Origin of the sequence: Chryseobacterium pennipullorum, from assembly GCF_003384725.1 — a bacterium.
Taxonomy (GTDB): domain Bacteria; phylum Bacteroidota; class Bacteroidia; order Flavobacteriales; family Weeksellaceae; genus Chryseobacterium; species Chryseobacterium pennipullorum.
In genome coordinates this window covers 136057-147598 of sequence record NZ_QNVV01000008.1, presented here as the reverse complement: position 1 = coordinate 147598, position 11542 = coordinate 136057, and the positions used below count along the sequence as shown (strand labels likewise).

At 35.7% G+C, this 11542-nt stretch carries 14 protein-coding genes; 9 read left to right on the top strand and 5 right to left on the bottom strand.

Translation table 11 applies throughout. The features are described from left to right. From DRF67_RS10895 to DRF67_RS10885, 3 genes are read left to right on the top strand one after another with little or no spacing between them, the layout of a single operon-like run. The gene (locus DRF67_RS10895; protein ID WP_115928335.1) at positions 1-1098 is read left to right on the top strand and encodes an efflux RND transporter periplasmic adaptor subunit; all 1098 of its coding nucleotides are present in this window, start codon (positions 1-3) and stop codon (positions 1096-1098) included. A 15-nt stretch (positions 1099-1113) separates the two neighbouring features. Then, the gene (locus DRF67_RS10890) at positions 1114-1650 is read left to right on the top strand and encodes a TlpA family protein disulfide reductase (RefSeq protein WP_115928334.1); all 537 of its coding nucleotides are present in this window, start codon (positions 1114-1116) and stop codon (positions 1648-1650) included. 5 nt (positions 1651-1655) lie between these two features. Continuing rightward, entirely contained in the window at positions 1656-2252 is a 597-nt protein-coding gene (locus DRF67_RS10885; protein ID WP_115928333.1) for a TlpA family protein disulfide reductase, read from the top strand. A 221-nt stretch (positions 2253-2473) separates the two neighbouring features. On the opposite strand, the gene DRF67_RS10880 is transcribed toward DRF67_RS10885, so the two are convergent. Both DRF67_RS10880 and DRF67_RS10875 read right to left on the bottom strand, forming a co-directional pair. Further along, the gene (locus tag DRF67_RS10880; RefSeq protein ID WP_115928332.1) at positions 2474-2941 is read right to left on the bottom strand and encodes a PaaI family thioesterase; all 468 of its coding nucleotides are present in this window, start codon (positions 2939-2941) and stop codon (positions 2474-2476) included. Between the two features lie 61 nt (positions 2942-3002). Further along, entirely contained in the window at positions 3003-4061 is a 1059-nt protein-coding gene (locus DRF67_RS10875; protein ID WP_115928331.1) for a flavin monoamine oxidase family protein, read from the bottom strand. Between the two features lie 166 nt (positions 4062-4227). Between DRF67_RS10875 and DRF67_RS10870 the strand changes: the two genes are divergently transcribed. The 5 genes from DRF67_RS10870 to DRF67_RS10850 all read left to right on the top strand — a co-directional run bounded on the left by DRF67_RS10870 (position 4228) and on the right by DRF67_RS10850 (position 7389). Then, on the top strand, positions 4228-5127 hold the full coding sequence (locus DRF67_RS10870; RefSeq protein ID WP_115928330.1) for an AraC family transcriptional regulator: 900 nt from the start codon (positions 4228-4230) through the stop codon (positions 5125-5127). A gap of 80 nt (positions 5128-5207) precedes the next feature. Then, the gene (locus tag DRF67_RS10865; RefSeq protein WP_115928329.1) at positions 5208-5495 is read left to right on the top strand and encodes a hypothetical protein; all 288 of its coding nucleotides are present in this window, start codon (positions 5208-5210) and stop codon (positions 5493-5495) included. A 57-nt stretch (positions 5496-5552) separates the two neighbouring features. Further along, complete coding sequence (locus DRF67_RS10860; RefSeq protein ID WP_115928328.1) at positions 5553-6593, top strand: NAD(P)-dependent alcohol dehydrogenase; 1041 nt, start codon at positions 5553-5555, stop codon at positions 6591-6593. Positions 6594-6664: 71 nt separating this feature from the next. Then, positions 6665-7057 carry an OsmC family protein gene (locus DRF67_RS10855; protein ID WP_115928327.1) on the top strand — a complete coding sequence of 131 codons (393 nt, stop codon included), beginning with the start codon at positions 6665-6667 and terminating at the stop codon, positions 7055-7057. Positions 7058-7086: 29 nt separating this feature from the next. Next, on the top strand, positions 7087-7389 hold the full coding sequence (locus tag DRF67_RS10850; RefSeq protein ID WP_115928326.1) for a thioredoxin family protein: 303 nt from the start codon (positions 7087-7089) through the stop codon (positions 7387-7389). A 79-nt stretch (positions 7390-7468) separates the two neighbouring features. On the opposite strand, the gene DRF67_RS10845 is transcribed toward DRF67_RS10850, so the two are convergent. Continuing rightward, entirely contained in the window at positions 7469-8434 is a 966-nt protein-coding gene (locus DRF67_RS10845; RefSeq protein ID WP_115928325.1) for an aldo/keto reductase, read from the bottom strand. Between the two features lie 148 nt (positions 8435-8582). On the opposite strand from DRF67_RS10845, the gene DRF67_RS10840 reads away from it, so the two are divergent. Beyond that, on the top strand, positions 8583-9485 hold the full coding sequence (locus DRF67_RS10840; protein WP_115928324.1) for a helix-turn-helix domain-containing protein: 903 nt from the start codon (positions 8583-8585) through the stop codon (positions 9483-9485). On the opposite strand, the gene DRF67_RS10835 is transcribed toward DRF67_RS10840, so the two are convergent. Continuing rightward, positions 9480-10409, bottom strand: a complete 930-nt coding sequence (locus DRF67_RS10835) for a bifunctional helix-turn-helix transcriptional regulator/GNAT family N-acetyltransferase (protein ID WP_115928323.1) — start codon at positions 10407-10409, stop codon at positions 9480-9482. The two genes, DRF67_RS10840 and DRF67_RS10835, sit on opposite strands and share 6 nt — an antisense overlap. A gap of 118 nt (positions 10410-10527) precedes the next feature. Continuing rightward, complete coding sequence (locus tag DRF67_RS10830; RefSeq protein ID WP_115928322.1) at positions 10528-11469, bottom strand: HPP family protein; 942 nt, start codon at positions 11467-11469, stop codon at positions 10528-10530. Positions 11470-11542 lie beyond the last annotated feature (73 nt).

The following is an 11542-nucleotide window of genomic DNA, read 5'->3' as shown; positions in this document are numbered from 1 at the left end:
ATGAATTCAAACGAAATCAAATATTTAAAGTATATAAAACTAAGTTGCTTAACCACTGTTTTTCTAGTATCAATAGCATGCTCAAAACAGGAAACAGAAAAGCAGACTAAACCATCAGGAAAATCTACAGTATCCTATGAAACTGTCAATGTCAAAGAAATGAATCCTGATTTTACAGTTTCTGTTCCGGGTGAACTGAAACCTTATGAATCGGCTCAGCTATTTGCAAAAGTTCAGGGTTTTATAAAGAAAATCTATGTGGATAGAGGATCAATGGTAAAGAAAGGTCAATTGTTAGCAGTTCTTGAAGCTCCCGAAATGAATCAGGATTATCTTGCCGATAAATCTTCCCAGAAGAAGATGTACACGGATTTTCTTTATAACAAACAGGCTTATGAGAGATTAATGGATGCGGCAAAAACTAAAGGGGCTGTTGCTGATATTGAGTTGGAGCGAGCTAAAAGTTTAATGGAAAGTTCCAGGTCAGCTTATGAATCATCCAAAGCAGGAGCGGGAAGGAGCTCCCAAATGAACGAATACCTGCGCATTACAGCTCCGTTTAATGGAGTGATCACAGAAAGAAATCTTTCAGCTGGAGCTTTAACCGGACCCAATACAGGGATTCCTATTTTTAAAATTGCACAAAAAGAAAGACTTCGTTTGACCGTCTCCGTGCCGGAAAAATATGCTTCATCTCTCAGTAAGTCAACAAAAGTAAATTTTACTGTTAATTCAATTCCTGGGCAATCATTTACAGCAAATCTTTCTCGTGATTCGCATCTGATTGATGATGAAAACAGAGCATTGACTGTAGAATTTGATCTTGAAAACAATCCATTGCTTAAAGGTGGAGAATACGCGCAGGTAAGGTTGCATCTTAAAAGAAATGCTCCAACACTTTTTGTTCCTCAAAAGAGTATTGTTCAGTCACAGCAGGGCATTTTTGTTTTGCTCTTAAATAATAATGAAATAAAGAAGATTCCTGTAAAAGAAGGAATTACCTCCGATAATATGACAGAAGTTTTCGGTGATCTGTCGGTTAATGATAAAATACTTAAAAAACCTTCAGAAGAAATTAAAGAAGGAAAAATTAATTAATAAAAATCTCTCAAAATGAAACAGACAATGAAATTAAATACATTCTTAATCCTTGGTTTTATATTCTTTCAGAATTTTATTTTTGCGAAAGAAAAGAAATTGAACAGTAATGATGTAAATTCAGAATTGGTATCGTCCTTAACAGGCGATGATCTTATTTTTGTTAATGAAAAAAGAGAAAAGATAGCATTAAGTGATTTGAAAGGTAAAGTCGTTTTTGTCAATTTTTGGGCGACTTGGTGTAGACCCTGTGTTGAAGAAATGGCATCAATTAATGAACTAAAGAAGAAATTTAAAGATAAAGACATCGTTTTTGTAATGCTGAATATTGAAGCCGATTTGGAAAAGGCCAAAAAATTTATGGTGCAACGAAAACTTGATCTACCCGTTTATGTTGCTGGAAAAACTGTTTCGCCAGACTTGTTTAAAAATGTTGTGCCTACAACTTTGATTTATAATAAAGAGGGTCAATTGGAGGGAAATATTCAGGGAATGATGGATTTTAATGATCCTAAGATTTATGAAGCCATAAAACAATTATTAGAAAAGTAGAACATATGGAAAATTTTAAAATATGGATCAGAAAAAACTGGTCGACTGCTTTAATGGTTGTACTATTTGCTGTACTTCTTTTCAATACAGATGCAAAAGCATGGCTAATGCGCCAGATAGCCTCTACAGGAATTTTGAACTCACAGTTTCCTGATCCTAAAGTAGAAACATCAGATGTAAATAAATCAGAAACGATCAATTTTAGAGTAAGAAAACAGGATGGACTAGTCATTAATACTGCAGACCTTAAGGGGAAAGTAATTTTTATCAATTTCTGGGCATCTTGGTGCCCGCCGTGCAGGGCTGAATTTCCATCTATTCAGACTTTTTATGAAAAGTATAAGACCAATCCCGATATTGTGTTTCTGACTGTCAATCTGGATGATAATCCTGAATTGGGCAAAGTCTATCTTGAAGATAAGGGCTTCACTGTTCCTTTTCTTATTCCTGATGGTGAAATTCCAACACCTTACTTTAGCGGATCACTTCCTACAACAGTGGTGCTCGACAAGAATGGACAAATCCAGTTTCATCATCAGGGACTTGCTGATTACAGTAAGGAGTCTTTTTATGAACAGATTGATGAACTTTTAAAAAAGTAATATGAGACAAGGTATCAAAATAGCAATGATTGTTTTAGCATTGTTTGCGAACAAATCAATGCGCAAACATCAAGTATAAAAGAGTTTCAAATCGCTAAAGCAAGTCCAAAATCATATCATTATTCTTCGGCAATATGAAGGTTGGGATATTGTAAAACCATAATATGATATATCATAAGAAAAGCCTTTCACAAGAAAGGCTTTTTTAATATTAGATACTGTTATTTTAATTTTATTGCAAGTATTTCAGCTGTAACACATACAATACCGTCAGCAGAAAGTGTCATGTCAACCCAAATTTTTCTTCCATCGATTTTTTGAAGTTTGCCTTTAAGTTCTAACTTCGTTCCCATAGGGGTTGCTGTTTTAAAATCTACTTTAAGTGATGCAGTTACGCATCGGACAGGAAGTGGATTTTCTAACAGTATATTCTCATGTTGGCAATAAAAGGCTGCTGCTGATCCTGTGCCGTGGCAATCAAGCAAAGAGGCTATCAGCCCACCGTATACACTACCCGGAATTGCGGTATATTTTGCATCAGGTGTAAAGTGAGCAATGGTTTCATTTTCTATAAGATAAGTCTTTAGCTGGTGTCCTTCTTTATTGTTTTTTCCACAGCCAAAGCAATGCGCTAAGTCATCAGAATAAAGATCTTGAATTGCTTTATGCGTTAATTTATTTTCTGTCATAAGGTCTAAACATTATATATAAAGATGAAAGCAAAATTACAGTTTAATCATCTATAAGAATTTATTTTATTAATCTTTCTACAATGTTATTTGCAGAAATAACGGCTCCTTCCATATAACCTGAAAACTCCGCAGATGTTTCTGTATTGGAAAAGAACAGTTTATCATTAAGATATCCGAACTGTAAAAGCGGATGCCCGTTGTTTTGATGAGGTCTGCTGATCATCTGAGGCCCTCCTGAAATATATTCATCCGTCCAAACTTTATCATAGTAACTGACCGGTTCCAATGCTTTTTCGCCCAGAAGTTCGGCTAATTGTTTTAATGCATATTCTTTACGGACCTCTTGTGAGTAACCGGCAGCGCCTCCGTTTAAGAAACCGGTAAAACCAAATTTTGTTTCCTCAAAATTCGTATGATCATACATCTCAACAACGATTCCAGCATGGCTGTAAAGCATTCCGGAAAATCCTTCCTGACGCCAGAATGGCTCTGAATATTCAATGGTAAACTTAATAGCTCCTGACATCCAGGTTTGTACGGTTGGCAGTAAGCTTTGTAATTCCTTTGGTAGCTCAGGAGTAAAAGAGATTTTGTTTGCGGCAAGATGAGGAGGTATACATACTACTACGTGATCTGCAGTAAACCGTTTTCCGCTTTCTGTTTTCACTAAAAGCCCGTCTCCGGCTTCTTCAACATCAGTAACCTTGCAATTCAGATATATCTGCTCACGACGTAACGTCTCTTCTAAAGTATCAATCAGTTTTTGTGTTCCGCCTGCAATTCTGTAAGACGGCGTTTGAGATTCCGGAACAAAAAATCTCTGTGGCGGTTCAAAAGATTTTGTCTGAAACAATGAAATACCATCAGAAAATTGCGGATATTTCTTTAGTCCCAACTCTTCAGTTAATGAAAAAAGATGGGTGTGTATTCCTGAAAACCAGGTGGCTCCGAGTTCCAACGGCGTGTCCAGCACTCCTTTAACCGTTTGGATTCTTCCGCCTAACCTTGATGAAGCTTCTAAAATTACAGAATCTATATTGTGCTTTGATAAGTAATAAGCTGTCGTTAATGCGGATAAACCGCCACCGATAATAACAATTTTTTTGTCTTTTTGCATGACTGCAAAATTCGAAATATCCTCTTTTTTAGTGAATGTACAAATGTGAAAAAAAATGGTAATATTGAGAACCGATACAATATTATTTACTTTAAATACCTATTTTTAATAGTTAAAACTACATGTTGGAAGATCATTGTGCTTTAGACAAAATATCAGAAGTCATATGAGGATAAAAGCAATAAAGGAAATTAATGAGTATCATTTGAGTGGCCTGGAAGAAGGTAAACCTCAGTTCACGGTATATGATTTGAACGAATATCAGAAAGTAAACAATCACCACAATACCAAGCCCCATATCCACAGTTTTTACCAGATTATTTGGTTTAAAAAAGGGGTTGGGAAGCATTTTGTAGACTTTAAATCATATGACGTTCATGATAATGCCATATTTTTCATTGCCAAAAATCAAGTTCATTATTTTGATGAAAATCCCAACTATGAGGGAGTGCTTCTGCATTTTAATGAATCTTTCCTCGTGCAGAATGATGATGAAGTCGAATTTTTCTTAAAATGCAATATGTTTAACAGTCCTTTTCAGCAACCGTCATGCTGTATTGGAAATGCGATTACTCCTGATCTTGAAATGTATCTTTCGATTATAAAGAAAGAATTACAAAACATCAATTCATTCGGAAAAAATGAATTGTTAAGATCCGTTCTTAAAATGTTTCTGATACAGGTTCAACGATGTAAAAATGATTTCGGGAAAGAGCAAATGGATGTGGATGCTACTCAGAATGAGAAAAGGTTGCAACTGCTAAAGTTTGTAACCATTCTTGACGAAAATTTTAAAAAAGGTTTTACTGTTGCCGAATATGCCGGACTGATGTCCATATCAACCCGCACTCTGCTTGATATCACCAATCAGTTTTTAGGAAAAACTCCTTCCCAGATGATTCAGGAAAAGATTATTCTTGAAGCAAAACGCCTTTTATTGCATTCGAGTCTGAATGTTGCTCAGGTTGGATATCGGCTTGGTTTTGAAGATCCCTCTTACTTTGTAAAGTATTTTAAAAGACATAGCCATCAGTCACCATTGGAGTTCAGGAAGTCTATTTCGTAAAATTACCATTTCTATTCGTTAACGGTCACCGCTTGTGAATGCCAGTTTATTGAACTTTGTCATACAAAATACAATTCATTATGGCTAATGCATATTTAGAGATCACTTTAAAGATCGACGACGCAGACAGAGCAAGTGCTGCAGGGGTATACAATCAGTATAAAGCTCCATTTTTAGATACTGTGAAAGGAGCAAAATCTAAAGAACTTTTGGTAAGTGAAGAAAAAGTTCAGGTTCTTCATGGATTTGATTCGGTGGAAGAAGCCAAAGATTATCTGTCTACTGACCTTTTCAACAATGATGTGGTCGTAGCTTTGAAACCTTACCTGAAGGCGGATCCTGTAATAGATATCTACAGTGTTGTTTAATAATTAGATTGATTAACAAATGCTGTCATTCGTGACAGCATTTTTATCTCGAATTTTATGATTTCAGCAAAAGGTTATGCTGCACACAATCAAGATGCAGCTTTGGAATTATATTCCTTTGAGCGCAAAGAACCTGGCGACTATGATGTTCTAATTGATATTATATACTGTGGAATCTGTCATGCCGATGTTCATCAGAGTAAAAATGAGTATGGCAATACAAAATATCCGCTCGTTCCCGGTCACGAGATTATCGGCCGCATCCGTTCTATCGGAGAAAAGGTCTCAAAGTTTAAAGAAGATGAATTGGTAGGAGTAGGGTACTTTATTTTGTCCTGTGGACACTGCCCCAGCTGTATTACCCAGGAACAGCAGTTCTGCGACAATGGGATAACCCCAACTCAAAACGGAAAACTATCAGATGGAACATTTACAAAAGGAGGCTATTCAGATTGCATTGTTGTTAATGAAAACTATGTACTGAGCGTACCTGAGACTTTAAATCAACCCGGTGCAGCCCCTCTTCTTTGTGCCGGAATCACAACATATTCCTCTTTAAAGCATAATAAAGTGGGCAAAGGACATAAAGTAGCTATTTTGGGATTAGGCGGCCTGGGACATATGGCAGTCAAGTTTGCAGCCTCATTCGGCGCAGAAGTTACCGTCTTAAGCAGTTCTGCCGCAAAGGAAGATGATGCACAAAGGCTGGGAGCCCATCATTTTGTCAATACATCTGATAAAGAGCAGTTTGCCTCGCTGGCCAATCATTTCGACTTTATTGTTGATACGGTCTCGGCAAAACACGATTATAATACCTATCTAAATCTGCTGAAGAAGGATGGAACGATGATTCTACTTGGGGTTCCTCCTGAACCTTCAACGCTTCACGCGCACGCATTAACAGGTAAACGGAGAAAAGTTACCGGGTCTTTCATCGGCGGTATCGAAGAAACGCAGGAAATGTTGTATTACTGCGCAAAACATAAGATTACAGCTGATGTGGAATTAATCAGGCCCGATGAAATTAACGAAGCTTTTGAAAGAATGGTTAAGGGAGACGTAAAGTATCGCTTTACTATTGATATGCAAAAACTTTAAAATAGACAAAATGCTCTTCACATAATCTTCCAATGGAAGAAGAAATTATAATTAAAAATAATTAAAACAAAATGGAAACATTTATAGAAACAAAATATTTTGGTAACAACCAATCTGCAATTGTATCACCATTAAATACAGAATTACTTAATGCAGATTCAGAAAAATTCAGACCTATTGACTTTTTGATTGGCGGATACGGAAGCTGTATGATGAATGTAATGGATAAAATTGCCGGTGAGTCAGGCTTTAGCCTTTCCGAAGCAAGAACCGAAATCAGCTATGAACCGCTGCCAGATATGAGCCGACTGGATCAAATTAATATAACGTGCTACATCTATAAAGAAGACTATTCTGATGAGCAGAAACAAGTGCTGGAAACTGCCGCGACGAAAATGTGTCCCGTAGGAAACAGTTTAAATCCGGAAATCGAAAGAACTTACCATTTTATTTATGGAAAGTAAAACAATATAAAAATTATAAACTGTTAGAGATGAATTTAGATGAAATTATAAAATCCGATAAACCAACATTGGTTAATTTTCATGCGACATGGTGTATGCCTTGTGTTATGATGAAACCTCAATTAGAAGAAGTTGTTGAATCCATAGGAGATCAGATTCAGTATGAGAGAATCGATATAGACCAAAATCATGAATTAGCTTCTCATTTACAGATCAGAAGTGTTCCGACAACCATGATATTTCAAAGTAATGAATTGAAGTGGCGTGAATCCGGTATTTATTCTTCAGAATCGTTAATTAAGATTTTAAGTGATCTGCTAAAATCGAATTAATTTTGCCTTTATGATGATTCTGCAAGGCTGCTGATTAAGCAGCCTTTTTTGATTTTAAAATGTAACTCAGGTTTAGTATTTACTCAACGACAGGAATTCTCGATCCTTGAGTCTGAATTGTTGAAAGAGCTGAATGCATTTGTTGCAGATCATTTGCACTAAGTGTGATATCAAGCGCTTTTATATTTTCTTCCAAACGATTGATCTTTGTTGTGCCGGGAATGGGAACAGTCCAGTCGTTTTGAGCCATTACCCACGCCAACGCTACCTGAGCTTTTGTTGCGTTTTTATCCCTCGCCATTTTCTCAAGTAGTTCAATAAAAGTTTGATTAGCGATTCGGTTTTCCTTTGAGAAACGAGGGACAATATTTCTGTAATCATTCTTGTCAAATTCATGATTTTCAGAGATGTTACCTGTTAGAAAACCTCCTCCCAAAGGACTGAACGGAACAAATCCTATTCCCAGTTCCTCCAGCGTCGGAAAGATTTCTTTTTCCGGTTCACGAAACCATAAAGAATATTCACTCTGCAACGCTGTAACAGGATGTGTTGCGTGAGCTCTTCGAATGGTTTCTGCATCTGCCTCACTTAATCCGAAATACTTCACCTTGCCTTCTGTTATCAGATCCTTAACGGTTCCTGCGACTTCTTCAATCGGGATATTGGGATCAACACGGTGCTGATACAACAGATCAATAACATCAGTCTCTAGAAAACGTAAAGAATTTTCAACAACTGTTCTAATGTTTTTTGGGCTGCTGTCGAATCCCTGATAGCCGTCAGAATTCTTAAATCCAAATTTGGTTGCAATGACGACTTTTTCCCGAAATGGTTTTAACGCTTTTCCTAATAACTTTTCATTTTCTCCCCATCCGTATGCTTCTGCAGTATCAAAAAAGGTAATACCTAAATCTACCGCTCTTTCTATCAGGCTGACTGCTTCGCTTTCATTAGTTGCCGGTCCGTAAAACGAGGTAAGTCCCATACATCCCAGCCCCAGCGCTGATACTTCAAGCCCATTGTTTCCTAATTTTCTTTTTTGCATATTTTAAATTTTAGTAATACGAAATTCAGCATTATAACACGAAATTCTGTTATGCAGATTACGGTATTACTTATCATTATTACAGTATGAGTTATATGTGAGACTGAATGAGAAAAAAGTATTAATTTTGATTAAAACTTTCAGTTCAGTGGAAAATATCATTCGATTCGAGACTGTAGATCAGTATAGTAGTTATAATAACCATCCAACGTTTCATCCGCTCATTAATATAATAGATTATTCCAAGTCCAAGCCGGGAAATGAAAAAATGATGTATCTTGGTTTGTACAGTATTGTTCTAAAAGATATAGCGTGTGGAGACATTATTTATGGAAAGGAGACGTATGATTATCAGAACGGTACTCTTGTTTTTTTTGCACCAGGTCAGATCGTTGGTTATGAAGGCTCATCAGAGCATTATCAACCAATGGGAATAGGATTGATTTTCCATCCGGATTTACTTCATGGAACAAATCTGGCGGAACAGATTAAAGAATTCCACTATTTTACTTACCAATCAAGAGAGGCATTACATCTCGCTGATAATGAGAGGGAGATTGTGACTGATATTTTTCTTAACATTCAAACTGAACTTAAAAATGGGCATGATCAATACAGTAATAAACTTATTATTGCCCATCTTGAATTGCTGTTAAATTATATTCTTCGGTTTTACGATCGCCAGTTTGATACCAGAAAAGAGATTAATAGCGGTATTTTATCTGATTTTGAAGCGCTGCTTGATCATTATTTCGACTCTGAGAAACCACAAACCATTGGACTTCCATCCGTGGGTTGGTGCGCTGATGCAATGAATTTATCTGCCAACTACTTTGGCGATCTTATAAAGAAGAAAACTAGCTATTCAGCTCAGGAGTATATACATAGGAAAATTATTTCAGTTGCTAAGAATAAAATTTTTGATCCCCGAAAACGACTGAATGAGATTGCATTTGAGATGGGATTTGGATATCCTGCCAACTTTACGCGATTTTTTAAACATCATACGGGGATGAGTCCCATTGAGTTTAGAAAATCATCCATTTCATGAAAGTTTTAAATCAAAACGCTCTTCCACCATTTCCTGCCCCCACTGGAGTGATTTTATAGATTCCGTTTTTACAAATCCGGCTTTTTCGTACATTGAGATAGCTTTTCCCTGCTTATTAGTAGTCATTAAAAACAAATTGTCATACTTTCGGTTTCTGCAATATTCTATTGCAGAAGTAAACAGTTTTTTACCAATTCCTGTTCCCCGAAGCAGTGGTGTTATAAGAAACCATCTCAATTGTGCTTCATTATTGCTTTGACCGATAATGGCAATGCAACCCTCAATCTTCCCATTATATTCAGCAAGCCAAATTCTATCTTTTTCAGGTGAATAATGTTGAAGAAATTCATAAAAAGTTTTAATGACATAATTTTCGAAATCTAAACTGTATCCCGATTCTTCTGCATATAGTTTTCCGTGAAGATGGATAAGATAACCGATATCTCCAGGTTTTAATTCCTCTCTAAATGTAACCCTATCCGCTAAACTTGATTTATTGTAATCAGGTTCCAGTAGGGTTTTAATATTGTTCATTGAATTGATAAGCAATTCTTTTTCAGTTCCGTTTAAATTTTTGATTAATTGTTCAACCAGATTGTCTGATCTACTGTCTAAAGACTGCAAAAGAATTTCTCCGCTTTCTGAAAGTTTCAGATTAAAATTTCTTTTATCATTGATGGATTGAAATTTAATGACTAATCCTTTTGCAATGAGTGATCTTAGAATTCTGCTGAGGTAGCCCTTATCAACATTAAGCGCATTACTGATTTGTTGAGAAGTTATTTGGTCATTGTTACCAATTTCGAAGAGAATTCTTACATCGGTAAGAGAATATTCACTATCCAGAAAACTACTCTCTAACAGGCCAATATGTTTTGTGTAAAATCTGTTAAACGATCTTATTTGTGCAGTTTGCTTTTTCATAGAGCAAATATACAAAATTAGTTGCTTTAGTCAACTAATTTTGTATTTATTTTCAGACAGCAGAATTTTGTATAATACCAAATAATGATTTTTAGCAACTTATTATTTCTTGTGACGGCTATTTCTGATGGGTTGAGTAATTCTCGATCAGCCTTTTTGAAATGTAAATCAAAGTGAACAAAGTTAAAGACATTATTAAAGTCCTTGTGGTAAAATAGACAGGCGTCTGCCTGTCCAGTATCATTGGAAGAATTGCCATTGCGTAGGCAGGTGGTAGTTTTACCTTTAAAGTATATAGTACCAGAGTAATAAGAGTAAAACTCGCTGCTCCACTTATTATAATGTGCTGATTAAAGAAATTATAACAATAAAAGCCAATCATTGATGCAATTGACATAGCAACAATTTGTGTGACCAGTGTAGTAATAGTGTACGAAGTCTTAGTCATATTTTCAAATGCAATGACTATTATTGGGGGGATAGCAGCCATTTCCATATGCTCGTACATATCACAAATTATAAACCATACAATGGTAATGAATAGATAGGTAAAAAGATGAATAGATTTACCTGCGGAAGATTTGTTGATAGAATTTACAGGGTTATTTTTTTTATTAATAAAAATAGAAAAACCCAAAATAAAAGTAAAAAAGAAAATGGAGGCTAAAAATTCCCATGATGAACAATTGGTGATGATTGGTAGAAGGCCTGTTGCAATTGCAGGAGCCAAGAAGTTTTCTGCAATTTTTAATACGGCTAATACCAATATTAGAGAGATGATAAGCTTCATTACCATTGAAATATCTAACATATTGATGCCAAAACCAATTATAGCGGTAATAGATGGTAGGTAGAATAGATGCAAAGGCTTTCTTCGCCAATCGTCTTTTAGGTAGATGAAAGAGCCGATGGATAGTGCTGCCATTTCTGGAAGTATAATTTCTCTGCTTTTGACAAAAAATGATGTCCCCAGCATTAAAAATATCAAACTAAAGGCCTTTACATGTTTCGTCACATACTCTTTGTAAGTATCCGGAATTTTATATTTGGTAAATAACATTATATTATTTTAAGATATTTCAACACTTTCAGTAAACGAAAAGTATAATTTCCTTGTTCACTATTTTGTAGGA